Below are 22,584 nucleotides of genomic sequence, written 5' to 3' on the forward strand. Positions count from 1 at the left end.
CCAAGAACAAACAGGGAGGCAACAACAATGAAAAACACCCCGTTCGATCTCAGCGGCCAGGTCGCGGTCGTCACCGGCTCGAGCCGCGGCATCGGCCGCTCCTCGGCGGAGCTGCTGGCAAAGCTCGGCGCCAAGGTCGTGATCTCCTCGCGCAAGGCGGATGCCTGCGAGGAAGTTGCCGACGGCATCAAGAAGGCGGGCGGTGATGCGCTCGTCATCCCCTGCAACATTTCACGCCGCAACGAGGTCGAGGCGCTGGTCTCGGGCACGATCAAGCACTACGGCAAGATCGACATCCTGGTCTGCAACGCCGCGGTGAACCCCTATTACGGCCCGCTGCTCGACATCACCGACGAGGCCTTCGACAAGATCATGGGCTCCAACGTCAAGAGCAACATCTGGCTGTCCGCGCTGGCGATCCCGCAGATGGCCGAACGCGGCAAGGGCTCGGTCGTGATCATCTCCTCGATCGGCGGCCTGCGCGGCTCGACCGTGATCGGCGCCTACGGCATCTCCAAGGCGGCGGACTTCGCGCTGTGCCGCAGCCTCGCCGGCGAATGGGGCCCGAAAGGCGTGCGCGTCAATTGCGTGGCGCCGGGCCTGGTGAAGACCGATTTCGCCCGCGCGCTGTGGGAGGACCCGGATAATCTGAAGCGCCGCACCGCGTCGACGCCGCTCCGCCGCATCGGTGAGCCCGACGAGATCGCAGGCGCAGTGGCTTACCTTGCCTCCGACGCCTCGACCTTCATGACCGGCCAGACCATTGTGGTCGATGGCGGCGTGACGACGGCGGCGACGTAGCAGCAGACTGGCTTCACCTCCCCCGCAAGCGGGAGAGGGAGCGCAGCCCACCTGGGGCTTCTACCTTGCCCTCAAACCTGCTCCAGCGCCCGCACAAAATCCTCGATCAGATCGTCGGGATGCTCCAGGCCCGCCGAGAAGCGAATAAAACCTTCGCTGATGCCGAGCTCGGCGCGGGCTTCCGGCGCCAGGCGCTGATGCGTCGTGGTCGCGGGATGCGTGACGAGGCTCTTGGCGTCGCCGAGATTGTTGGAGATGCGCGAGATCTTCAGCGCGTTGAGGCAGCGGAAAGCGCCGGCCTTGCCGTCCTTCACCTCGAAGCCGACCAGCGTCGAACCGGCGCCCATCTGCTTCTTCACCGTCTCGGCCTGCGGATGATCGGCGCGGCCGGGATAAACCAGTCGCGTGACCTTCGGATGCTTGGCCAGCGCGTCGGCGATCTTCGCCGCGTTTTCGGTCTGTGCGCGGACCCGGACGGGAAGCGTCTCGAGACCCTTCAGCAGCACCCAGGCGTTGAACGGCGACAGCGACGGACCGGTCTGGCGCATGAAATTATGGATGTGCTCGGCGATGAAGGCTTCCGACGACAGGATGATGCCGCCGAGGCAGCGGCCCTGGCCGTCGATATGCTTGGTCGCGGAATAGACCACGACGTCGGCGCCGAGCGACAGTGGGCTCTGCCAGATCGGCGTGGCAAACACATTGTCGACGATCAGCCGGGCGCCGCCGCTATGCGCGATCTCAGCGATTGCCGCGATATCGAGCACGTCGAGCGTCGGATTGGTCGGGCTCTCCAGGAAGAAGGTTTTCGTATTCGGCCGCAACGCGCGCTGCCACTGGTCGAGATCGAGGCCGTCAACCAGCGTCGTCTCGATGCCGTAGCGCGGCAGCAGGTCCTGCACGACATAGAGGCACGAGCCGAACAGCGCCTTCGACGCCACCACGTGGTCGCCGGCCTTCAGCGGCGCGAGGATCGCGGTGGTTACCGCGGCCATGCCGGTCGCGGTCGAGCGCGCGGCTTCGGCGCCCTCGAGCTCGATCATGCGGCGCTCGAACATCGCAATGGTCGGATTAGAATAGCGCGAATAGATGAAGCCGGGGTCCTTGCCCTTGAAGCGCGCCTCGCATTGCTCGGCGCTGTCGTAGACATAGCCCTGGGTGAGAAACAGCCCTTCCGACGTCTCCCCGAATTGCGAGCGCAGCGTGCCGCCATGGACGAGGCGGGTTTCGGGACGAAAGCGGGCGGTAGCGTTGGATTCAGACATGTGACCTCCGAGGTGGCCATTCCAAAGAAAATGGCCACAAAAAAACCGGCCTGGAGAAACCTCCACAAGCCGGGATCACACTGTCCCCGGCCTGTTTAGCGACTTATTTAACGTGGCTGCAAGCCGGCCGGCTCAAATCACCACGGGATAAGTGCAGCTGATATTCCCTCGCGCCCTTTCCGTCAAGACGGTCATCGGATAACCCGTAAAAGCCCATATTTTGGGGCTTGATGGCCGCTCAGAGGTTGATTTTGGGCCATCCCGAGGGACCGCGCCGTGTCGTTCACGCTGGAAGAAGAATCGAACGGAATTCTGCCCGACCGCATGATCGCGGAGATGGCGGAGGCCGGCCTCATTCTGCCCGCCTACGACTTTGTCGAGAGCCAGATCCAGCCGGCGAGCCTCGATCTCCGCCTCGGCGACATCGCCTTTCGGGTGCGGGCAAGCTTCCTGCCGGGGCCCGACGCCACCGTCGCCGAGCGGATCGACCAGCTGAAGCTGCACGAGATCGATCTCTCCGACGGGGCGGTGCTGGAGACCAATTGCGTCTACATCGTCCCGCTGCTGGAAAGCCTGGCGTTGCCGCCGGAGATTGTGGCCGCGGCCAACCCGAAGAGCTCGACTGGACGGCTCGACGTCTTCACCCGCGTGATCGCCGACGGCACCCGCCGCTTCGACATGATCGGCGCCGGCTATCACGGCCCGCTCTATGCCGAGATCAGCCCGAAGACGTTTCCCGTGCTGCTGCGCGAGGGCTCCCGCCTCAGCCAGGTCCGTTTCCGGATCGGCGAGGCGACCTTGACGGCCGACGAGCTCGACGCGCTGCACGCCGCTGAGCGGCTGGTCGACGCCGACAATGCCGATCTCACCCACGGCGTTGCGCTGTCGGTCGATCTCTCCGGCGAGAGCTCGGGTGGCTTTGTCGGCTATCGCGCCAAGCGCCACACCGGCGTCGTCGATGTCGATCGCCGCGGCGGCTATGCGGTCGACGACTTCTGGGAGCCGATCAAGGCGCGCTCCGACGGCAGCCTCATTCTCGATCCCGGCGAGTTCTACATCCTGGCTTCGAAAGAGGCCGTGCAGGTGCCGCCGGACTACGCCGCGGAGATGGTGCCGTTCGATCCGCTGGTCGGCGAATTCCGCGTCCACTATGCCGGCTTCTTCGATCCCGGTTTCGGCTATGTCGGCGCCGGCGGCAAGGGCGCGCGCGCCGTGCTGGAAGTGCGCTCGCGCGAGGTGCCGTTCATTCTCGAGCACGGCCAGATCGTCGGCCGTCTCGTCTATGAGCGCATGCTCGAGCGCCCCGATGCGCTCTACGGCCAGCGCATCGGCTCAAATTATCAAGCGCAGGGCCTGAAGCTCTCAAAGCATTTTCGCGTGTAATTCCGTAGCCCGGATATCGGGTCGCGAAGCAAGACCATCTTGCAATCATTCTTCGCTGTCATTCCCCGCGAAAGCGGGGAATCCAGTACGCCGTGGCCCTTCGATCGACAACGACCGTCTCTGGAATACTGGATCGCCCGATCAAGTCGGGCGATGACACCGCGCTTGGGTTTGGTTGCGTCGTCATGCTGACGATGACACACTCCACCAAAACAAGAGATCGGGAGTGAACATGAGCGCCGCAACAGATTCAGCGCAGCAGGAAGCGCAATGGCGGAGATGGCGCAGCGTCGCCGATCTCTATCATGCCTTCTTCACCGGGCTGATCCTCACCGTGGTGACGCGGCGCGGCACGGCTGATGCTGCCGAATTCGTCTTCCGCGTGTTTCGCCGCCAGCAGCAGGAGCGCTTCCTGCCCGGCTTGAAGAAGCTCGGCCTCGATGGCCTGCCGCCCGCGGTCGCGGCCGCGCAATATCACTATCTCTCCAACTGGATCGGCGGCGTGCATGTCGAATACATGTACGAGAGCGACCGCAAGGCCTGGATCCGCTATCCGCCGCCGCGCTGGATCTGGAAGGGAACGGCGATCTGCGGCGTGCCCGGCGAGGTCTCGCGCGCGATGCTGCGCGGCTGGCACGCCAACAACGGCGCGGCCCTCGGCGATCTCAGGCTCGGCTTCGTCTGCACCAAGCAGAGCGTCGACGGCCAGGACGGGCTCGAGGGCTACTACTGCGAATACGATCATCCGCTCGAGCTCGACCAGCGCCTCATCTTCGCGCGTCATCTCGAGGCGCCGTTGTTCGATTCCAGAACCGCACCGGCGCTGCCGGTCGACAGCTGGCCAAAACCGCGGCTGGAAAAGGCCTACCGCAACTACGCGATGGAATATGGGAAGACGGCCGCGCCAGTCATCGTGCAGGTGTTCGGCCCGGAGGATGCCAGCTATCTGCTGCACCTGACCGGCAGACTGATTGGCATGCAGTATTATGACGAGGTCGCGCAGGCGCTCGGCGCGGGCAGGGGCGGCGCCAGCGAGTTCGTCAGCTTCCTGCGTATTCTCTTCGAGTCGCAGGACGATCTGGCCGAGATCAGCGAGTCCGAGGGGCAGTTCGAAATCCACCAGCAGGGTTGGAAGCTGATGGCCGACGTGGCCGATTATCACCCAGCCTGCGCCAGCGTCCTGACAGGTCTGTTCGAGGGGCTGGCCGCCGGCTGCGGGCGGCATATTCCGGTGCATCTGAAGCCGAATGGCGCCGCCGGCGCGCCGCTGATCTGGTCTGTCGGCTAGCGTCAGGGTTCACCTGCAATCACGCAGGCCCCCCTTGCGTCCTGCGCACGTGGAATCCGCGTTCGCCATGGTAGGGAAACACCATGGCGCGGCTCCCAGATCGCGCGTGGGAGTGGAAATGTCCGACCTCGGCCTCGCCGAAATACCTGTCGACGAACATGAGCGGCCGCTGCCGCCGCCGGTGACCAGACCGGCGCGCAATGCGCTGCTCGACGGGCCGATCCTCCGCACGTTGTTGTGGCTCGCCTGGCCGAACGTGATCGCGCTCTCCGCCGGCACCTGCGTCGTGATCGCGGAAACCTCCTATATCGGCCGGCTCGGTGTCGAGTCGCTCGCGGCGATGGCGCTGCTGTTTCCCTGCGTGATCCTGACCATGACGATGTCCGGCGGCGCGATGGGCGGCGGCGTCGCATCCGCGATCGCACGCGCGCTTGGCGCCGGCGAGATCGAGCGCGCCTCGACACTGGCCATGCATGCGCTGCTGATCGGCCTGACTTTTGGTCTCACGTTCATGCTTGGCATGCTGATCTTCGGTCCGCGCCTGCTCGAACTGCTCGGCGGCCGCGGCAATGTGCTGGCGCAGGCGATCGGCTATTCGCAGATTTTCTTCGGCGGCGCGATCCTGCCCTGGCTGATGAACACGATGGCCGGCATCCTGCGCGGCACCGGCAACATGAAGCTGCCGTCGACCATGATCCTGTCGTCGGCGGTGTGGCAGATCATTCTCGGCGGCACGCTCGGGCTCGGCCTCGGTCCGGTGCCGCAATTCGGCATGCGCGGCGTCGCCGCGGGTTCGCTGATCGCCTATTCGATCAGCATCAGTGTGATGGGCTGGTACCTGTTTTCGGGCCGCGCCCGGGTGAAGCCGAAGCTCAAGGGGCTGCGCGTGCAGTGGGCGATGTTCATCGACATCCTCAGGGTCGGCGCCGTCTCCTGCTTCTCGCCGCTGCAATCGGTTTTGACGATCTCGATCTTCACCCACATGCTGGCGCAATTCGGCACCGCCGTGCTCGCCGGCTACGGCATCGGCGCGCGGCTGGAATTCATGCTGACCTCGGTGGCGTTCGCGGTCGGTATCGCCTCGGTGCCGATGATCGGTATGGCCGTCGGCGCCGAGCGCGTCGCACGTGCGCGGCGCATTGCCTGGACCGCGGCCACGCTGTCGTTCCTGTCGGTCGGCGCGGTCGGCAGCTTCATCGCCGTCTTCCCCGACCTCTGGGTCAATCTCTTCACCAGCGATCCGCATGTGCGGGCGACCAGCCACCAATATCTCTCGACCGCGGCGCCGATGTACGCCTTCATCGGCCTCGCGATGTCGATGTATTTCTCCTCGCAGGGTGCCGCGAAGGTGCTCGGCCCGGTGCTGGCGCAGACCGCGCGGCTGATCTTCATCGGCACTGGCGGCTGGTGGCTGTCGACGCATGAGGCGAGTGCGCAAAACTTCTTCACACTCGCCGCCGCCTCGATGGGCGTGCTCGGCGTGCTCTCGTGCCTCAGCGTGATCCTGACGCGCTGGGGCAAGTCCACGCCGGTCGTCGAGGCGCAGCCGGCGCTGTCGTAAGCGTGTTAGACCCGTCATCCTGAGGTGCGAGCGAAGCGAGCCTCGAAGGATCGACGGCCCCGATGTTTCGGCGTGCGCTCGCGGAGACAGCTGGGCCGTCGACCCTTCGAGACGCCGCTTCGCGGCTCCTCAGGGTGACGGTGATAGATGGGTCACGCCGCGTTCTTTTCCCTGGCCGATCGCGCCAGCGCCGCCTGCATCGCCGCAGCACCGAGGTCCATCTGCGCGTCCATATAGGGCGCGACCTCGTGCGGCAGCACGTCCGCGATCCACACCATCCGGCAACGCCCGTCGCCTTCGGTAAACACCTGCGCCGAGGCGGAGTGCTGCTTCAGCCGTTCGCTCGTGATCGCATAGACCAGCCGCTGCCGTTTGTCGTCGCAATCGACCAGCGTTTCGCGCGCCACGGTGCCGTTGGCGAAGGTGACGGTGCGGACGTCGCCGTCGAGTTGGGTGTCGGTCACGAAGCCTGGCGCGAGCCGCGTGTGCAGCGCGCCGAAATCGCGCAGCGCGTCCCAGACCTGATCTGCCGGTGCGTCGATCGGGATGTCCTTGTAGATGGAAGCCATGGGAGTTGAGTCCTTTCGCGAATTAGGATGACGATGGGGGCTTACGTGGACACCGCTTCGACATTGTTGCCGTCGGGGTCGAGCAGGAACGCGGCGTAATAGGTCGGGCTGTAATCCTTGCGATGGCCGGCCGCGCCATTGTCCTTGCCGCCGGCCTTCAGGCCTTCGGTGTGGAATTTCTTGATCGCGTCATGGCTCGGGGCGCGGAACGCGATGTGCGCGCCGCCTTGAGCCTTGCCCTTGTGCAGATGCAGCCAGAGCGCGGGTTCGCCCTTGGGGCCAAAGCCCGCGCCACTGCCGTCGCGCGAGCAGAGCACGAAGCCGAGCGGTGCCAGCACTGCGGTGTAGAAGTGAACGCTGGCGTCGAGGTCGGTAACGCGCAATCCGATATGGTCGTACATGATAGAGTCTCCAGTCGTTGGGCGCGTCATGAGACGCGCGGACCGGATGAACCCTAGCTATTGCAGTGCAAGGCGTTCTTGGAAAATCTTGCGGTCGCCGCGGGAGGCCTGGCGGAACTTCAGCGGCGAGGCGCCGGCGGCGCGGTGGAAGCTGCGCACGAAATTGGAGAGATCGCCGAACCCGACATCATAGGCGATGTCGGTGATCGGGCTGTCGTCGTCCGCCAGCCGTCGCGCCGCATGGCGCAGCCGCGAGCGCACCAGATATTGATGCGGGGTGACGCCGAGCACGGCAGAAAACAGCCGCAGGAAATGGAACGTGCTGAGCCTGGCCTGCTCGGCGGCATCGTCGAGATCAATCTGATGGTGCGAATTGGCGTCGATCCACAGCGCGGCCTCGACAGCGCGGCGGCGATCGCGCAAGCCGGCGGTGAGGGGCTTTGCCTTGCGGTCGGACACCAGCTCGACAAGCCGGCTGGCGAGGAGGTGACCGATCTCGTCGAGACCGACGTCGCTGTTGCCACCTGCCGCCGTTTGGGCGAGCTCTCCGATCACCATCAATTCGGGCAGCGGCGGCACCGAGCCGACCTGCCAGACCGCTGCGCGGTCGCCGATCGTCTCGACCAGCTCCGGGTCCAGGAAGAACGACAGGCATTCGTCGCCGACCACATGGTCGTGCGTGCAGGTGTATTCGTCGCCGGGATGGCCGACCAGGATGGAGCCCGCCACCAGCTCATGGAAGCGGCCGCGGCAATGGCAACCGAAGCTGCCGCTGCGTACATAGGACACCGAATGGCAGGCGAATTGCTCGACGAACGGCTTGTCGCCGGGCTCCGCCGTGCAGCGAAACTCGTTCACCGTGATGCGATCGCGCTGCAACAGCGTGGTCCGGGTCATACCCCAGATTTAGGCTTGCGGACGCGGCCGTGCAACGGGCAGCAGTACATCGAACAGGGTCTTGCTGGTGGTCGGCTGGGCGCCTTCGATCGAGAGCAGCCGCCGCTTAGAGACGCTGCCGCCGTTCGGCGAGATCCGGTCGGGATACTGGCCTGCCTCGAGCACGCGGTGGCAGGGCACGATGATCATGAAGGGATTGCGGCCGAGCGCCTGCGCCACCGAATAGACCGCGCCGGACGCGCGCAGGGCGCCCGCCACCTCGTCGTAGGTCCGGGTCTCGCCGCGGGGAATGCTGCGGACCGTCTCGTAGACGCGCTGGTTGAAGGCCGGGATGCCGGCCATGTCGAGCGTAATGGCTGCGAGATCGCCATCGCCGCCGCGCAAGGTCGTTGCAATGCCCTCGATCGCAACCTCGACCTCTTCGGGCGGCCGCATCTCGCGTGCATCGGGGTAGTGCTGGAACAGCCGCTTGCGGGTCTCGATTTCGCGGAGCTCGGGAAGCTGGACGCCGGCCACGCCTAGCTCGCCCCATGCGATGCCGCATCGGCCGATTGCCGTGTCGAAAATGCTGTACCCACGCCCCGCCATGACGCCACCAACCCCCGAGCGCGATCTTAAGCATCGCCGCCGTCCGGCGCATCTGGAATCTTGACGTTTAGTTAAGCATGTCGCGGCCGGTTCTGTGTGACCCCGCCAATTGCCAGTCACGCATCTTAAAGGCTTTGCCCGCTATCTGGTCGCCAGCATGCTGCTCCACGATACGATCGGCGGAACGATGACGAGCACGAGCGCCGAGACCGCGCCCGGCAGCAAAGGCGTGGTCGGGAGAGCGACCGGGCGCTTTCACCCGCTGGTCGCATTGCTGTTGCTGGCGCTGGTCGTGCGCCTTGCGGCCGCCGTCTGGCCCAACGTGATGTATCCCGACGAGATCTTTCAGTATCTCGAGCCGGCGTGGCGGATGCTCGGCCATGACGGCATTTTGACGTGGGAATGGCGTGAAGGCATTCGCGGCTGGTTGCTGCCGACATTGCTGGCCGGCCCGGTCGCGCTGGGTGACGCGATTGCGCCTGATGGCCCGGGCGCCTTTCTGGTGCCGCGTCTGGTCGCTGCATCTGCGTCGCTATCGATCGTGGTGAGCGCCTGGTTCTTTGGCGCACGGATCTCGCGAAGCCATGCCGTCGTCGCGGGTTTCGCTGCCGCGATCTGGTTTGAATTGATCCTGCTTGCGCCACACACATTGGGCGAGCCGTTGGCGACGGCGCTGATCGTACCAGCGGCGCTGCTAGTGACCGATCGCCCGTCGCAGCTTCGTCTCGCGATCGGCGGCGCGTTGCTCGCCTTCGCCTTTGTCTGCCGCTTCCAGTATGCGCCGGCCATCGCCGTGCTTGCCCTCGGCGCCTGCTGGACACACTGGCGCAACCTGATTCCGCTGGTCGCCGGCGGGCTCGCCGCGCTGTTGCTCGCCGGCGCGATCGATCTTGCGCATGGCGCCGTGCCGTTCGCCTGGCTGATCGGCAATATCAAGGAAAACCTGTTGCACGATCGCGCGACCGAGTTCGGCGTGACGCCGCCTTCGGCCTATCTCATCAACTTCCTGATCGTGTGGTCGGTGGCGATCGTGTTGCCGCTCGCCGCAATCTGGCGCGGCGCGCGGCACGCGCCGCTGCTGCTGGCCGTCGCGGTCGCAAACCTCGTCTTCCATAGCCTGATCGCACACAAGGAATACCGCTTCGTGTTCCTGTCGGTGGTGCTGTTCATCATTGTCGCGGCGCTGGGGTCGGGCGATGGGGTGCGATGGCTGCGCACAAAAGGCGGATGGCGTCGCGGGGCGTTGCCGATCGTCATGGGCGGTTGGGCCTTGCTCTCGGTGGCGCTCGCCGGCGCAAGCGAAGGAATGCGCGACTATTGGACGCGCGGCGTCGGCGCCGCGCAGCTCGCCGCCGAACTGCGCAACGATCCGCAGATGTGCGGGCTCGCGCTTTACAACGTTCGTTTCCAGCTGTTGCCGGGGCGGGAACGATTGGTCGGTCCGGTGCCGCTCTACGCGCTTGCGCCCGCCGATCCGCTCGCCGAGTTGATCCTGCCGCCGCTGTTGCAGGCGACCAAGCCGGCCTTCAACCGCATCCTTGCGCGGCCCGCGGCCGCCGGCGATCTGCCGGCGGATTTTTCACGGCAAAGCTGTGCCCGAGTCGGCATCGCCGATGCCTGCATCTACGCACGCAGCGGTACTTGCAATGCTGCTGCCGCCGCGCCCCTTGTTATCGATGACGTGCTCGTGAGGATGGGCCACTAGCGGCGGCGGGCTTGAATGCACGCTTGATCCTCCGCCTCCGCCCGGGCTATGGTCCGGCAGGTCGCATCCGACAGGGGCGGCCTCAAGCAATTGAGATCGCGGGCGTAGTTCAATGGTAGAACGGCAGCTTCCCAATCTTAAAACGCCATTTTAACCGCGTTTCAAGTTAGGCCCGAAAACGCTGACTAAGGCCCATGTTTAGCGGGCTTCTGATGATATTTTCCGAGCCGCACCTTCGCTTTTATAGGTGCCTTTTGCAGGGAAGTGTCATCACAATGTCAGAACGTTTTTCCCGTGCGACCCACAACGGCAAACCGCCGAAACGCACTGATCCTGACGCGCCTCGCAAGCCGGAATTGCTCACTGATCCGCGCATTGAGGCGCTGCGCGAGATGGCCGACGACACCCCCCAAATGCGCGGCTATTGGAAGGACAGCAAGGTCTTTGGCCTTGCGATCTTCCTCAGCACGCATTCGAACGTCTGGCGCTTCCGCCATCAGAAGCGCGTCAATGGCAAGGTCATCAGTAGCTTTAAAACGCTCGGCACGTGGCCTGCGATGACCGTGGATGAGGCGCGCAAAGAGGGCCTGATCTATGCGGGCTCGCTCGCCGCTGGCACGGCTGCCAAGGGCAAGCGCACGGCGATGCCGTTCCGGGTCGCCTTCGAGAACTATCTGGAGCACTTGAAGACACAGGCCGAAGAGAAGGGCAAGCCGCCGCGCTGGTATCTCAATGCAAAGAAGCTAGCCGAGGCGCACATCTTTCCGCAGTGGGACGGATGGACGCTTGTCGAGATGTCCCAGAACCCGCGAGCGGTCAAGACATGGCATGCGAAGCTCGCCAAGACTATCCCGACAACGGCGGCCCATTGCGTCCGGCTGATCCGTGCGTGCTACCGGCAAGAGGCTGGGCTTGATCGCACGCTCAACCCCATGGCCTCGCCGACCTCTGGTATCAAGCTCAAAAAGAGAAGGGCTTCGCAGAAGGTGCTCGACTTCGAGGTCTTCCCCAAGTGGCGCATCGCATGGGAGAAGATCGAAAACCCGGTTCATCGCGGCTACCACCTCACGGGACTTTTGACCGGCATTCGTCCGGGCGAATTGGCCAACCTCCGGCTCGACGATGTCGATCTCGAAAAGCGTATGTTGGTCGTTCGCAATCCCAAAGCCGAGTTGAACATAAATTTGCCCATCACGCCGCAGATTGCACAAGCCATTGCAATCTCGGTGAACGCGCCTCCGCAGACGATCACTCAAACGGGATTGCGCGGCATGAAACCGGGCGAAGTCCGCGTGGTCGAACGAAAGAAGCCGCACGGCGAAGTCGTCGCGGATGATTTTGTCTTCCCCGGTGCGCGTCAAGCTGGCCAGCGTTCAGGCCTTCCGATCTCTGGGAACGCCCTTCGTCATACCTTCCGCACCATCGCCGTTGATTGCGAGATTTCCGAAATGCTGATCCACTTCCTTTGTGGCCACGCGCTTGACGGTGTGTCGGAAGAGTACACGAACAAACTCATGATTGAGAAAGGCCCGGCGATGCGCGCCGCACAAGAAAAGATCAGTGCGCGGATGTTCCAATTGCTCGGGCTCAAGCTCGGTCCCGTGGGGCCTGCGGCGTCCGGGTCCCATCACGATGCTCCGCTCGTGCCGAGCCTGCCAACCCGCAAGAAAAACAAAGCCGCCGCCTAGCCGAGGCTATTAAGGTCTAGCGTGATTTCGGTCGCGTCGGCCTTGAGCACTTGGTTTGCACGCTGCTCAATTGTCGCGCGATGCCTTTGAAGCGCAGCCGTTATTTTCTCGCTCTCGATCTCGAATGGTTTGCCGCCGGAAATCCGGCTTAGCTCCCTCGTGCTGATCCTGACGTTGATCTGTCGCTCGCCTACGTGCGCGGGCCATACGACGAAGTGCATGCTGCGGTCGTCGTCTCGCCCCATGGCGCGGAAAGCCCCATCAGCGGCGTTCGGCGCGCGCCTGCTGGATCGTTATTCTCGGCGTGCTTGCTGGGCACGGTTTTGGGCACATTGTCGAGTTTAGGCACGGCGCGATCTCTCCGGTTGGCTCGCGTCAGCATATAGCAAAAGTTGCCGCCGGGGCAGCTAGACCAGCCGCCCATCCTCATATCGATCAAGCATGTCGAAAAATTCATCGAGCGTGACGATATGCAGGGTAGGCGGAAGCTCGGCTGCGAGCGCATCGCGCTTGTCGATCATGCGCCTGTCGTGGGTGATGAAATAGGTGCAGCCGGTTTCGGCGGCTTCCGACAGATGCGAGGCGTCCGCCGCATGCGCGCCCGGCTTGGCGTTGCCCTGCAAGATTGCACAGACGCGCCGCCGAGCATCTTGTTGGCTGGTGTTCAATCCGGGCCGGAGGTTGAAAATTTGCGGGAGAACGGCGGCCTTGACGCCGCTCGGGGTGTTTGGGTGCTGCACTTCGCCGCGCACTCCGGCGGCCACGACTACAGTGAGTTCGTTCGCTTCGCTCATTCGCTCGAAGCGTTCGACAAGCCGATCTCTCGCCGTGCCGTCGCGATCAAGGGCGTTGCTGTCTAATCCGATATTGCTGATACGCGGATCGATTGGCCTGCGGTTAGGATCAATCCTCATCCGCTGCGGCCTTTTTAGATCCGTAGTGCATGCGGTCGATTTGGTCCGCAGTATAGACCTTGCCAATAACCCTGATGGTTGCGGCTGCCTTGCGGTCCGCTGGGAGTCGATGCCATTCCATCACGGCCTCGCCTAGCGTCGGGCACTGCACGGTCCTGTCCCGATCAATGAGCGCAGCACGCGGCGTGCCAGCATCGACGTACAGCTTGTCGCCCTCTTGGGTCATGATGGTTTCCTCTGTTCCAGACCGCCAATTCTATAGTACATTCCCGGGCGGGAAGAGGGCAGGCCATGAAATTTTTACGATGGGGGGGCGCTGATCGTGCTGGCGATCACGATGAGCAGTTGCGCCGAGTATAAACGGTGCAAATGGTCGATACCCTAATTGAGCTAGTGGAGTTCGCCTTCACGCTGCACATGATCGGTGTCGCACTCTGAGCCCGACGTGTACAAGACACAGGTCTCATCCTTGGGGGAGCATCACCGATGGCGGACGATAAGGCACAGTTTCCTAAGGACGAAGCCGACTACAAAAAGCTCGAAAAGCTCGTCGCAAAAATTCAACAAGACCTCGCGCCAAATTCGAAGGTCTCACACAATGTCCGGATCGCTGGAAAATCGGGGGCGCAACGCCAGATCGACGTGTTAGTCGAAGACAAAGTTGGTCAGTACAATATTCGTATCGTTCTAGACTGTAAGGACTACAAGCATCCTGTTGATATCAAGGATGTGGAAGAGTGTGCCGGTCTCTTTGAAGATGTGTCAGCGATGCGGGGTGTAATTGTTTGCCCTGCGGGGTTTACTAAAAATGCGAAGGCCCGCGCCCAGCAATTGCAGATCGATCTATACAGTCCTATCGATACAAAACAGCACAAGTGGCAAGCGCGATTGAAAATTCCGGCGGTTTGCGATTTTCGTGAGGCGCGCATGTCTTTCGGCGTTTCGACCAGTGCACCATTCCCGTTCAAGCTACCGGATAATTTTATTACTAGCGCGAAAGTGACAGACGCCGAAACAGACGAAGACCTTGGTACAGCATTTTCAATTACAACGGCTGAATGGAATGCGGGTCGATATTCGAGCGAGCCCGGCGAGCACGCACGAATCTCGATCCTTCCGCGCAAGCTCAAGATGGACAACGGATACGGGATGCAAATTCCCGTGGACCTTACGGTTGGGTTGTTAGTATCCAAACATCTTTACTTCGGCCAATTTCCCGTTACGCGGCTCTCTGGATTTCATGATCGCATTGGTGACGGAATTATCACAAATGCCTTCGAGGTCGGGCTGCTGTCGATGGAAGAAGTTCATAAATGGCAGCGACTTGACGATATGACCGAAGCTCCGGTCAAACCAGTTATACTCCTGACCGCGTTGTACGCTTGGAGCGAGGACGTAGAAGAGAGTGGGGACGCAGAAGAAAATCCGCCGCCGGGTTGAGATCGGCGACGGCTTTATGGAAAGGCGGGCGTGATGCGGACCTGCCCTACCATGCCGGCGCATCAGGTGAACAAAAGATTAGTTGTCGGGCGCGAGCCCAATCTCCCGCGACATCTGGGAAGATAAGCAAATGTCCGTCTTGTTGAATGAGACGCCTGCTGCAAGTGAATGGGTAGATATCGCTGCTCGCCGTCACTCGGGACGTACATTCGGAAGCATTGTGCCTGCCGTAATCTGGTCGGATGCACGAGGCGACGATGGCCAGCTTCTAGTGTCCGCTGATCCTGTCGAGTTAGCCTCAGCTATCAACAGGACGCCGCACGCTCTCCTCAATGGTCACGATCCGGGAAAGCCAATAGGGCAGGTCCTCGAAGCTGCAAACTTCGAGACAGAAAGCGGTACAAAATTTGTTGCCGCGATACTTGGTTATTATGCGGGCGGAGAAGTCATCTCGTTTCGAGGATTAGGCCTTGACGCGACGGCCTCCGTAGCGTCGCCAGCAACGTTGCCCGAGTTGCCAGATGGCAGTTGGATACAACTCGCTACCGACCCGCGAGAAGTTGATGAGGCATGGCTAGAAGAGATTGCTAGCGATGCTCCACTTCCAATCAAACGTACAGAACTTTCACATAACGCAGCGGATAGTATCCACGAGTTAATTGGAGTTGGAATTGTCTACTTATCCGTTGTCTGGAATCCTTTCGTAACTGCGATTGCCTCTGAGGCTGGCAAAGCTACATATGCCGCGATCCATGCGTGGCTTCGTAAGCTACTCGAAAAGCTAGCCAAGCGGCGTAACCCAATATTGGCCCTCCATTCATTTCATCATGGATGCCAGGTTTCGTTTCTTTTCCGAGGTAAGGACGTGAAGCCGCACTATGCAGCACTCGCTGCCCTCCCCAGTGCAGCTGCTCAGGCGGCAGAGTTAGTCGCGAGACTTAAAGCATTGGGAATGACGTCGCGGCAACTGGTTTACGAATTCGAGAAGGAGAGCGGTTTGTGGTCTCCTTCGTATGCTATCTTAAACGACAATAGGATCATTACAGACAACATCGCGCTTATCGCAATCGAGCAACTCCCGAAAGGAGTGAGCCTCGGACTTGGTGGCGGAAAAGCTTCTTTCCCTGTGGTTCGGTTGACCCCTGATGAGGAAGGCGATGGCAGCAAAGGCTAGGCCGCCATTGGCGGCCTGACCGATTGTCTTGGGTTTCCAATTTAAGTCTGGTCTTAGTGAGGATTGCAATCGTGGACTCCGACAAAGCCCAAGAGCTTTTTCTCAGTCACGCGCCGTGTATGGCGTACATCGCGGTAAGGAACGCTGATGGTGACGAAGGTATCGGAAGCGCCTTTCACGTTGGAGAGGGCATCTTCGTTACGGCTCGACACGTCGTAGAGGGACTCGAAATCATTGATATCAAACCCACTCATGTTCTGAGGCTTCCACTGAAAGAGGCCGTCCCTGAAACTACTGACGAAACAATCAAGTCCGCGACGGAGATGTATGGGCAAGCGCCGACGTGGCCAGTGTTCCAAAATTCGTTACGCCTTACCAAGGGACCCTTCTTTCATTCGGACGCCGAAATCGACGTTGCAGTATTCGGGACCGAGGGCCTTCATCCGAAGACACCATATGTAAAGTTGGGGAGGCATCTCGACGATTGGATTGTCCGTACTAATTTTGTCTTGTCTGAGTTGGTCGTTCTTGGATATCCACCGATCCCTCTTACACGGGAAGCCAATCTCATTGCAGCGCGTGCGGAGGTGAACGCGGTAGTAATTGTAGCTCCATCGTCAAAGTCGCACTTCGTTGTTTCGGCAATCCCACGAGGGGGATTTAGCGGCGGCCTTGCGTTATCCGAATACGATTTTGCACTGGGCCTCGTAAGTTCAAGCCTGACGAAAAATCATCAGGCTGCGGAGTTTGGCTTTATGGCCGTGATTTCGGTAGAGCCAATCTATGAATGCCTAGCTTTGCACAAGCTTCTTCCCGAGTGTCAGAAGGTTGGATGGAACGATTTTTGGAATACTGACGAATGGGATTTTGTAGTTCAAAGAGATCGTTTGGGATGGGAACTTATGGCAAGCGTGAGCCTCTACAATGATGGCAAGCGCCTCTACGTCGGCCTCTACTGTAGAGAACGTAGCGCCATGGATCGGTGCTTGGAAGCCCTTGCGCAGCATCCCGAAGGAAATGAGGTGACTTACACCAGCGATATGCACGCCCGCTTTACTTTTACGAGTGACCACGATGAGGCGTTGGCGGCTGCACGTAAGGTCGTCACCTTCGCCTGCGAAGCGTTGGCAGATTTTGGATATCAACCCGGCCCCCTACATGGGACACCGAAATCAGCGTGATTGCGAGGCGCAAGCGTTCGATCTCTGTTGCAACGGGCGAGATCGGTCGGCTTCGCAAATTCTGTATTCCGACTTTCGGCTTTTCCAGCTTTTTTGGCCCACATATTTTTCGCGGTTCGACCTTTTCACTCGCAAAGTGAAAGGCAGCTAGGGCACATAGCATTTTTGAACGGCGGCTCAGAATTTGGCCCGACCCCGTAACTCACTGGTTAGGTCAACTGACCCCAACCTTCGGAGGAGCGGCGTTAACGGACGCGTCAGCGCCAGAAGTCCTTGAACCGAGTCGGAGACAGTTCCGTATAGCGCACTGTATGTTGAATGTTCTTGTGCCCCAGATAGGCCTGCAACGCCCGCGTATCACGCCCCTTGCCAGCCAACGCGAAGCCGCAGGCGTGCCGCAGCATATGGGGGTGTGCTTTGAAGCCCAGTCCAGCCGCCTCACCAGCACGCTCTACAAGGCGAGCAAAGCCGGCCGTCGTGAACGGGGAGCCGCGCTCTGACGTGAACACAAACGGCGACTTTGATTCCTGCTCGCGCTGGAGCCGTCGCAGTGCCCTGAGTTCATCGCCCATGATGGGGTGCGTGCTCGGCGTGCCGCGCTTGGCCCGGCGCACAGCCAAGTTCGCCGTGTCGAAATCGATCTGGTCCCAACGCAGGTCCACGAGTTCACTGACACGCAGCCCGTGGCGGAAGGCCGTCAAGATCATGGTGGCGTCGCGATGGCCGTAACGGTTGTCCTTGGCGACATCCCTCAGCTTGGCGACCTCAGCCTCGGTCAGATATTCGCGCGTTCGCAATTCGGCATTCGGGCGGCGGCGCGGTGTGACGACTGTTCGTATTTCGGTGGTCGGACCGACTAATTTGAGGTGCGACTTAGTCATTGAAATCAAGCCTCCGCAGCATCGGACTGTTCGAAGAATAGTCCAAATACGAACAGTCCAAAAGCTGTTCTCGGTGCCGTGGTTAAGGCCTTGCGGAGCGCGATTGATCGGAATTTAGAGTTATGAGCAAGGAAAAATTAACGACGTGAGCAAACAAAGAGGTTCTTAACTATGTTTGTTAACGAAAAATTTACCGCGCCCCCGAAATCGGCCGGTAGGAGCGATTTAGACCCGGGCGAACATGTAAGTTATGAAAAACCGACCCGAGACGGTGCAACGGTGCAACGGTAGTGCAACACTCGACCGTTGCACCATTTAAGCCAATGAAAGTGGGGGTTTTTCGCAAGGTGCAACGGTGCAACAGTCTCCCTCTCTAAAAGGGGGAAAGAATATATAGAGCAGTAGGAAAACGGACTGTTGCACGTGCACCGTTGCACGCTGCCGAGCGCGCCGAGCCGATCACGCTGAGAAGTCGTCCTCGGCCTCTGCGGTTGCCGCAGACCGGGTCCCATGGTCGGCCCGCCAGACCGCGAGTAAGTCGCCATTGATCGTCGCGGCTGCATCGGGACCGATTGCCCAGACGCGGACGGCGTCGCCTTTCTTGCCATCGGGTCGGATCGGATTTTCGACTGCCTTGCCGTTGAACTTGCGGCGGAGCACGTCGCGGACTTCTGCGCGGGCGTGCCTGCTCTGCAAATCACGCGGTAGCTTGTCAATGATCTCGGCGATGGTCACGAGCTTGTAGCAGAGCGGCGCATTCTCGGCGTGCTCCGCCATCCATTGCTCGACGCCGCTCGACGCTTCCGCCGTCATCCTTGCTTTGGCTACAGTGACTGGCGCACGAGCGCGGGCGTCATAGCCCGATAGGTCTCGGTTCTCCAGTTGCCACTTGATCGCGGAGAGCGCGTCGCGGTCTTCGAGGATATCGAAGAGCGGGAAATAGTAGCCCTCGGGCTGCGGCTTGACCGTCGTCTCGATGATCAGATACCGCCGGTCACCATCATCGGGCCGAAGCGCGGCGCGGCTGTTGGTCATCAGGAAGACCGCAGGCAGGAACGGGTCGAGCGTGACCGGAGCCATGTTCTTCTCATCCACCGTGATGCGCTCTTGCGTGATCATGATATGCAGAGCTTTCGCGCCCTTCGAGTTGTAGTGACCGAGGCCGCGAACCTCTTCGCAGACGATGAGCTTCGTTCGCATCGCCCAGCCGTTGTGCGAACGCTCCAGTGTCTCTTGATCGATGGGGGTGCAATTGCCAGAGCCGATCAACATCGTGAGCACGTCGGCGATGAAGCTCTTGCCCGTGCCCGGCTCTGTACCGAGGATTACGAGCGCATGCTTCGGCTTCTTGTCAAGGTTCTGCAAAATCCACGCGAGCCAATTCAGAAGGTGGTTGCGGTCTGTCGCATCCGGGAAGAGGTATTCAAGATGCCTATCCCATCGTGCAGTGTCGCCTTCTTTGGCCACGATATCGGACGGCACATAAAAGTTGAACTTGCCATCGACGTTACGACCCAAGCCCGGGCGATATGTGAACGTGTCGAAACGACGGACGCCGACATTGCTTTTGAGCTTGAGCAGGTGCTTGCCGATGGGCGTCGAGGTGTTCTTGTCGGGGACGAAGATGTCTGAGAAGTAGGCATCGAACGCGCCCGGTTCCCAGATCATGCCATCGCGCTCGCGAACCCAGCGTTGCTGTTGTCCGATGTAGACATAATTCTCGCGCAGTGATGCCCATGTCTCCGGCTTCGCAACAGCCTCTTTGATCGCGCGTCGCTCTTTTGTTTTAGCGAGGCGTGCGGTTTTCTCCTCGGGCGTCGGCTCGGGTTTGCCGTCAGGGAAGAAATCAATCTCTGCCGACTTCGAACCCGGCGCATTCTGTCCATAGGCGAAAGCGTTCTTGACCTTGATCTCAAGCTCTTCATAGGTCCACGGCGGCTCGCATCGGTCGTTATAGATGCTGAGCATGAGGTCGAGCGTCATCCACTCGCTGACGCCGAAGTCTTTCACCTCCATCGCGACGTTGAGCGTTGTCGCATCTCCGCCCGCGCCTTCCATTGCGGGAGGTGCTTCGTCGCGCAGATACGCCGAGGCGCGCTCAATAGCTGCATCCTGATCAAGATCGATGACCGGCTCTAACCCGGCTTCGCCATCAGCAACGTCGGTCGGACGTTTAGCCTCCAGCCAGAACCATCCGGGAGCGTCGGCGATCTCGCGCTCTTGGCGGATGGTGTATCCGGTGCCGTTAGACTTCATGCAGCCGGGCAGGATCACATATTGCGCGAAGTCGATCCCGGGATGATTGGTGGTGTCACGACCGATAGCAAAAAGCGGCCTGTCGCTGCGATACCAATGATGACGCCCGCCGCTCGGCGTGCCGATGATGCGGGTCGCTGGCCATGAATAGACCATTTCGAAAAGGTCGAAGGTCTCTTCCCCGCGCTTGCCTTCCTTCGTATCGACATCGGCGAACACGAGGCCCGACAGCGCGGGCGCGATGCCCCACCAGCAATCCTTGCCGAGCACCTTTTTCCAGTACCCATGCCTAGACTTCAAAATTTCGGGATCGTTGCTGGCGCGCTTCAAGTAGTCGCGGAGCAGTGGTTGGCCTTTCTTGTCGGGATGAACCGGGAAGAGATACAGCCACGGCATCTCGCGGAGCGCGTCGAGTGCAGGCTCCAGCGTATCAAAATTTTGCTGTACTGGGTTGAACTCTTCGGCGCCTTGCGTATTATCTGGCATTGTTACACCTCTGAATTAGGGGCCGCGAACCCCGACATTCCCTAACCCCGCCCTTGTGGCGGGGTTTTGTATTAGAGCCTGCCCGATCATCACGAGCAGAACAGCGACGACCTCGCAAGTCAGTTAGGCCACAAAAAGTTTTCGTCGAGCGGCCTTATTGAATTTCGGCAGCGACCAAACCCACCGGAAGACATCGCACCTCGCCTCGGCCCCTTCGACCTCGGCGTCTCCGCCTTCGAGATCGCAGAGAGCACAAGCAAGCTCGTCTGCCTCGGTTGCGTTCTGTTTCAGCGCGGCTAGTCTGTCGTCGAAGTCATCATCGATCATCGTGATCGTCCCCTATGAACGGCTGGCCGCTCCCGTCCCATACGGAACGAGAGCGACCCAGAAACCGCGACGGAGGGGGACACTTCGGCGCGATTAGGTGGTTAGTTTGTCCCGTATAACTTCATCTCATTTCGGCCCAATCGATTAGAGCCTTCACTGGCGAGTGTTTGTTTCCCGGGTCCCGACCTAGCGGGCACTTCGAAATAACGCATAGCTGCTCACTTCTGTCGGGTGGTTTCTGGCGCAACGGGCCTTTCGGCTTCGTCTTCGGCTCTGGCGGCTTTCAATCGGTCCCACCACTTGGCTAGGCGGGCAGCTAGGGCATTGGCTTTGAACGCCTCGGCATCGCGGATGTCCGGTATTACCGGCCATCGCATGATTGCTTTCCAGCGCTCGCCTTCATCAATGCGGTCGCCCTTGGCGGGCGGTGCCCAAATCTCCTCGCCGGACGCTTCGTCGGTATCGACGAATAGGACGCGGTTGCAGGCGGGGTCGTCACCCATGCGGTGCATCTGTTCGAGCACGAGCAATTCCGCCGGACCCAGCGTAGCCGGGATCACGAGAGCCGGGCCTTGCGCGGCGCGGCGCTCGACAGGGTCCTCGAAGCCGAGCCAATCGGTATCGGTCATGTTTGTGCCTTCTCTCTGGCGGCTGCCAGTTTCGCGAATAGATCGCGCTCAAGATCGTTTCTAGGCGCGCGAAGCGGGACCTCGGAATAGCCGACTGGCCTCTGCGTCGCTGGCTTGATGAAATCTTTCGGCGGGATATCGCGGATCGTGCGATCAGTGATCGGACGCGGTGCTTCCGGCGTGGGCTGCACGTCTTCGTTCGGAAGCGTGACGTTGATCTCCGGCATGACGTTGATGTTGACCGGCGCAGGTTTCGGTTCTGGCCCAAGGAGATCGCTGAGATCGTCATCATCCACTTCCGAAAAGTCAGCATCGACCGGCGCGGGAAGCTCCGGCATCAGCGGCGCAGGCGGAACGGCTGGAGGGCCTTTCGAGTAATCGAACTTCGGCACGAGGCCAACGCCAACCGTGCCGTTCAAATTTACATTCTGGTTGATGATTTGCGTGGGACGCAAATCCGGGAAGGCTGCTTCGAGCAGCCTGATCTGCTGAGCGAATGGAGCCTTGCGTTTGATGACGACCGGCTGCAATTTGCCATCAATCTCTAACAGCGCATCCTTGCGATAACCGAAAACTTCGCGATCTTCTTCCGACATCGCGGCGGCGGCGGGATCGATAGCCCAGACGACTTGTCCATCCTTCGTTTGGATTTCGTCATAGCCATAGATGGCCTCTTGCAACACCATCCCGCGCAATTCGAAAAGCGCCAGCTTGGTCGCTAGCGTGATCGCTCGTGCCCACTGCATCGTCTCGTCATTGTACTCGACGAGAAATTTCTCATCGCCCGAGTTTGATCGCACCATCCATTGGCAATAAGAGCGATAGGAAATTCCCATCGCTTTCGCGATCTTCGTCGGCCTCGTGAGCCCCTTCGAGATCAACTCAAGAGCGTCATACAGTTTTTGAGGTTCGATCATCAGGGACTTTCTTCGCGGTCACGTTGCGGATGAGATTATCTAGGTGGTCGCTATGCTCGCGAGCCTCTAGCGTGTGTACGTAGTCAGCAATCGCAGCTCTGATCGGCCTCTTGATGCTGAGCGAACGCGGTCGCTGCACTACCCGATGAGGCTGCGCTTTCGGTTTAACGCGCGGGACCTTCGGTCGCCCCGGCTTCCGTCCTGTGGCGCGCTTGGCGTTTCTGATCTCTTGG

Annotated in this window: 22 protein-coding genes and 1 riboswitch; of the genes, 9 read left to right on the top strand and 13 right to left on the bottom strand. The window is 60.8% G+C overall.

Annotation, left to right across the window (positions count from 1 at the left end):
* Positions 1–27: 27 nt before the first annotated feature.
* Entirely contained in the window at positions 28–801 is a 774-nt protein-coding gene (locus WDM24_RS03170; RefSeq protein WP_166299062.1) for an SDR family NAD(P)-dependent oxidoreductase, read from the top strand.
* Between the two features lie 71 nt (positions 802–872).
* Here the strand turns inward: WDM24_RS03170 and WDM24_RS03175 are convergent, their stop codons facing one another.
* A complete protein-coding gene (locus tag WDM24_RS03175; protein ID WP_338830419.1) occupies positions 873–2,066 on the bottom strand; it encodes an O-succinylhomoserine sulfhydrylase in 1,194 nt (397 codons plus the stop codon).
* A 74-nt stretch (positions 2,067–2,140) separates the two neighbouring features.
* Positions 2,141–2,220: riboswitch (SAM riboswitch) on the bottom strand.
* 170 nt (positions 2,221–2,390) lie between these two features.
* Between WDM24_RS03175 and WDM24_RS03180 the strand changes: the two genes are divergently transcribed.
* The 3 genes from WDM24_RS03180 (at position 2,391) to WDM24_RS03190 (ending at position 6,298) form a co-directional block, all read left to right on the top strand.
* On the top strand, positions 2,391–3,449 hold the full coding sequence (locus WDM24_RS03180; protein ID WP_414645806.1) for a 2'-deoxycytidine 5'-triphosphate deaminase: 1,059 nt from the start codon (positions 2,391–2,393) through the stop codon (positions 3,447–3,449).
* Positions 3,450–3,681: 232 nt separating this feature from the next.
* Positions 3,682–4,737, top strand: coding sequence for a hypothetical protein (locus WDM24_RS03185; RefSeq protein WP_338830421.1), 1,056 nt, complete (start codon positions 3,682–3,684; stop codon positions 4,735–4,737).
* Positions 4,738–4,855: 118 nt separating this feature from the next.
* Positions 4,856–6,298 carry an MATE family efflux transporter gene (locus WDM24_RS03190; protein ID WP_338830422.1) on the top strand — a complete coding sequence of 481 codons (1,443 nt, stop codon included), beginning with the start codon at positions 4,856–4,858 and terminating at the stop codon, positions 6,296–6,298.
* Positions 6,299–6,450: 152 nt separating this feature from the next.
* Here WDM24_RS03190 and WDM24_RS03195 read toward each other — a convergent pair whose 3' ends face one another.
* From WDM24_RS03195 to WDM24_RS03210, 4 genes are read right to left on the bottom strand one after another with little or no spacing between them, the layout of a single operon-like run.
* Complete coding sequence (locus tag WDM24_RS03195; protein ID WP_338830423.1) at positions 6,451–6,867, bottom strand: SRPBCC family protein; 417 nt, start codon at positions 6,865–6,867, stop codon at positions 6,451–6,453.
* 41 nt (positions 6,868–6,908) lie between these two features.
* Positions 6,909–7,268, bottom strand: a complete 360-nt coding sequence (locus WDM24_RS03200) for a VOC family protein (RefSeq protein ID WP_338830424.1) — start codon at positions 7,266–7,268, stop codon at positions 6,909–6,911.
* A 57-nt stretch (positions 7,269–7,325) separates the two neighbouring features.
* The gene (locus WDM24_RS03205; protein WP_338830425.1) at positions 7,326–8,165 is read right to left on the bottom strand and encodes an AraC family transcriptional regulator; all 840 of its coding nucleotides are present in this window, start codon (positions 8,163–8,165) and stop codon (positions 7,326–7,328) included.
* 9 nt (positions 8,166–8,174) lie between these two features.
* Positions 8,175–8,753, bottom strand: a complete 579-nt coding sequence (locus tag WDM24_RS03210) for a methylated-DNA--[protein]-cysteine S-methyltransferase (RefSeq protein ID WP_338830426.1) — start codon at positions 8,751–8,753, stop codon at positions 8,175–8,177.
* Between the two features lie 109 nt (positions 8,754–8,862).
* Here WDM24_RS03210 and WDM24_RS03215 point away from each other — a divergent pair, with 109 nt between their 5' ends.
* Together WDM24_RS03215 and WDM24_RS03220 are read left to right on the top strand one after the other, a co-directional pair.
* Positions 8,863–10,458 carry a 4-amino-4-deoxy-L-arabinose transferase gene (locus WDM24_RS03215; protein WP_338830427.1) on the top strand — a complete coding sequence of 532 codons (1,596 nt, stop codon included), beginning with the start codon at positions 8,863–8,865 and terminating at the stop codon, positions 10,456–10,458.
* 275 nt (positions 10,459–10,733) lie between these two features.
* On the top strand, positions 10,734–12,146 hold the full coding sequence (locus WDM24_RS03220; protein WP_338830428.1) for an integrase family protein: 1,413 nt from the start codon (positions 10,734–10,736) through the stop codon (positions 12,144–12,146).
* Here WDM24_RS03220 and WDM24_RS03225 read toward each other — a convergent pair.
* From WDM24_RS03225 to WDM24_RS03235, 3 genes are all read right to left on the bottom strand, one after another.
* Positions 12,143–12,367 (bottom strand): DUF1488 family protein, encoded by a 225-nt coding sequence (locus WDM24_RS03225; protein WP_338830429.1) that lies wholly within the window; start codon positions 12,365–12,367, stop codon positions 12,143–12,145. The two genes, WDM24_RS03220 and WDM24_RS03225, sit on opposite strands and share 4 nt — an antisense overlap.
* Before the next feature lie 186 nt (positions 12,368–12,553).
* Positions 12,554–13,060 (bottom strand): hypothetical protein, encoded by a 507-nt coding sequence (locus WDM24_RS03230; RefSeq protein WP_338830430.1) that lies wholly within the window; start codon positions 13,058–13,060, stop codon positions 12,554–12,556.
* A complete protein-coding gene (locus WDM24_RS03235) occupies positions 13,050–13,286 on the bottom strand; it encodes a hypothetical protein (protein ID WP_338830432.1) in 237 nt (78 codons plus the stop codon). Before WDM24_RS03235 ends, WDM24_RS03230 begins: the two co-directional genes overlap by 11 nt.
* A 260-nt stretch (positions 13,287–13,546) precedes the next feature.
* On the opposite strand from WDM24_RS03235, the gene WDM24_RS03240 reads away from it, so the two are divergent.
* From WDM24_RS03240 to WDM24_RS03250, 3 genes are all read left to right on the top strand, one after another.
* Positions 13,547–14,500, top strand: a complete 954-nt coding sequence (locus WDM24_RS03240; RefSeq protein ID WP_338830433.1) for a restriction endonuclease — start codon at positions 13,547–13,549, stop codon at positions 14,498–14,500.
* 130 nt (positions 14,501–14,630) lie between these two features.
* Complete coding sequence (locus WDM24_RS03245) at positions 14,631–15,674, top strand: hypothetical protein (RefSeq protein ID WP_338830434.1); 1,044 nt, start codon at positions 14,631–14,633, stop codon at positions 15,672–15,674.
* A 71-nt stretch (positions 15,675–15,745) separates the two neighbouring features.
* Positions 15,746–16,855, top strand: coding sequence for a hypothetical protein (locus WDM24_RS03250; RefSeq protein ID WP_338830435.1), 1,110 nt, complete (start codon positions 15,746–15,748; stop codon positions 16,853–16,855).
* 257 nt (positions 16,856–17,112) lie between these two features.
* Here WDM24_RS03250 and WDM24_RS03255 read toward each other — a convergent pair whose 3' ends face one another.
* From WDM24_RS03255 to WDM24_RS03275, 5 genes are all read right to left on the bottom strand, one after another.
* On the bottom strand, positions 17,113–17,736 hold the full coding sequence (locus tag WDM24_RS03255) for a tyrosine-type recombinase/integrase (RefSeq protein WP_338830437.1): 624 nt from the start codon (positions 17,734–17,736) through the stop codon (positions 17,113–17,115).
* A 459-nt stretch (positions 17,737–18,195) separates the two neighbouring features.
* Positions 18,196–20,478 carry a bifunctional DNA primase/polymerase gene (locus WDM24_RS03260; protein ID WP_338830438.1) on the bottom strand — a complete coding sequence of 761 codons (2,283 nt, stop codon included), beginning with the start codon at positions 20,476–20,478 and terminating at the stop codon, positions 18,196–18,198.
* 123 nt (positions 20,479–20,601) lie between these two features.
* Positions 20,602–20,805: a hypothetical protein gene (locus WDM24_RS03265; protein WP_338830439.1), complete on the bottom strand. Its 204-nt coding sequence runs from the start codon at positions 20,803–20,805 to the stop codon at positions 20,602–20,604.
* 218 nt (positions 20,806–21,023) lie between these two features.
* Positions 21,024–21,434 (bottom strand): hypothetical protein, encoded by a 411-nt coding sequence (locus WDM24_RS03270; protein WP_338830440.1) that lies wholly within the window; start codon positions 21,432–21,434, stop codon positions 21,024–21,026.
* The gene (locus tag WDM24_RS03275; protein ID WP_338830441.1) at positions 21,431–22,351 is read right to left on the bottom strand and encodes a hypothetical protein; all 921 of its coding nucleotides are present in this window, start codon (positions 22,349–22,351) and stop codon (positions 21,431–21,433) included. The genes WDM24_RS03270 and WDM24_RS03275 overlap by 4 nt, the downstream gene beginning before the upstream one ends.
* Between the last annotated feature and the right edge of the window lie 233 nt (positions 22,352–22,584).

The organism is Bradyrhizobium sp. 27S5, assembly GCF_037217225.1.
Classification (GTDB): Bacteria; Pseudomonadota; Alphaproteobacteria; order Rhizobiales; family Xanthobacteraceae; genus Bradyrhizobium; species Bradyrhizobium septentrionale.

Bases quoted from the DNA above. Each gene is read 5' to 3' on its own strand.
- WDM24_RS03170 (WP_166299062.1), top strand. From the start codon at position 28: ATGAAAAACACCCCGTTCGATCTCAGCGGCCAGGTCGCGGTCGTCACC.
- WDM24_RS03175 (WP_338830419.1), bottom strand. From the start codon at position 2,066: ATGTCTGAATCCAACGCTACCGCCCGCTTTCGTCCCGAAACCCGCCTC.
- WDM24_RS03180 (WP_414645806.1), top strand. From the start codon at position 2,391: ATGATCGCGGAGATGGCGGAGGCCGGCCTCATTCTGCCCGCCTACGAC.
- WDM24_RS03185 (WP_338830421.1), top strand. From the start codon at position 3,682: ATGAGCGCCGCAACAGATTCAGCGCAGCAGGAAGCGCAATGGCGGAGA.
- WDM24_RS03190 (WP_338830422.1), top strand. From the start codon at position 4,856: ATGTCCGACCTCGGCCTCGCCGAAATACCTGTCGACGAACATGAGCGG.
- WDM24_RS03195 (WP_338830423.1), bottom strand. From the start codon at position 6,867: ATGGCTTCCATCTACAAGGACATCCCGATCGACGCACCGGCAGATCAG.
- WDM24_RS03200 (WP_338830424.1), bottom strand. From the start codon at position 7,268: ATGTACGACCATATCGGATTGCGCGTTACCGACCTCGACGCCAGCGTT.
- WDM24_RS03205 (WP_338830425.1), bottom strand. From the start codon at position 8,165: ATGACCCGGACCACGCTGTTGCAGCGCGATCGCATCACGGTGAACGAG.
- WDM24_RS03210 (WP_338830426.1), bottom strand. From the start codon at position 8,753: ATGGCGGGGCGTGGGTACAGCATTTTCGACACGGCAATCGGCCGATGC.
- WDM24_RS03220 (WP_338830428.1), top strand. From the start codon at position 10,734: ATGTCAGAACGTTTTTCCCGTGCGACCCACAACGGCAAACCGCCGAAA.
- WDM24_RS03225 (WP_338830429.1), bottom strand. From the start codon at position 12,367: ATGCACTTCGTCGTATGGCCCGCGCACGTAGGCGAGCGACAGATCAAC.
- WDM24_RS03230 (WP_338830430.1), bottom strand. From the start codon at position 13,060: ATGAGGATTGATCCTAACCGCAGGCCAATCGATCCGCGTATCAGCAAT.
- WDM24_RS03235 (WP_338830432.1), bottom strand. From the start codon at position 13,286: ATGACCCAAGAGGGCGACAAGCTGTACGTCGATGCTGGCACGCCGCGT.
- WDM24_RS03240 (WP_338830433.1), top strand. From the start codon at position 13,547: ATGGCGGACGATAAGGCACAGTTTCCTAAGGACGAAGCCGACTACAAA.
- WDM24_RS03245 (WP_338830434.1), top strand. From the start codon at position 14,631: ATGTCCGTCTTGTTGAATGAGACGCCTGCTGCAAGTGAATGGGTAGAT.
- WDM24_RS03255 (WP_338830437.1), bottom strand. From the start codon at position 17,736: ATGACTAAGTCGCACCTCAAATTAGTCGGTCCGACCACCGAAATACGA.
- WDM24_RS03260 (WP_338830438.1), bottom strand. From the start codon at position 20,478: ATGCCAGATAATACGCAAGGCGCCGAAGAGTTCAACCCAGTACAGCAA.
- WDM24_RS03265 (WP_338830439.1), bottom strand. From the start codon at position 20,805: ATGATCGATGATGACTTCGACGACAGACTAGCCGCGCTGAAACAGAAC.
- WDM24_RS03270 (WP_338830440.1), bottom strand. From the start codon at position 21,434: ATGACCGATACCGATTGGCTCGGCTTCGAGGACCCTGTCGAGCGCCGC.
- WDM24_RS03275 (WP_338830441.1), bottom strand. From the start codon at position 22,351: ATGATCGAACCTCAAAAACTGTATGACGCTCTTGAGTTGATCTCGAAG.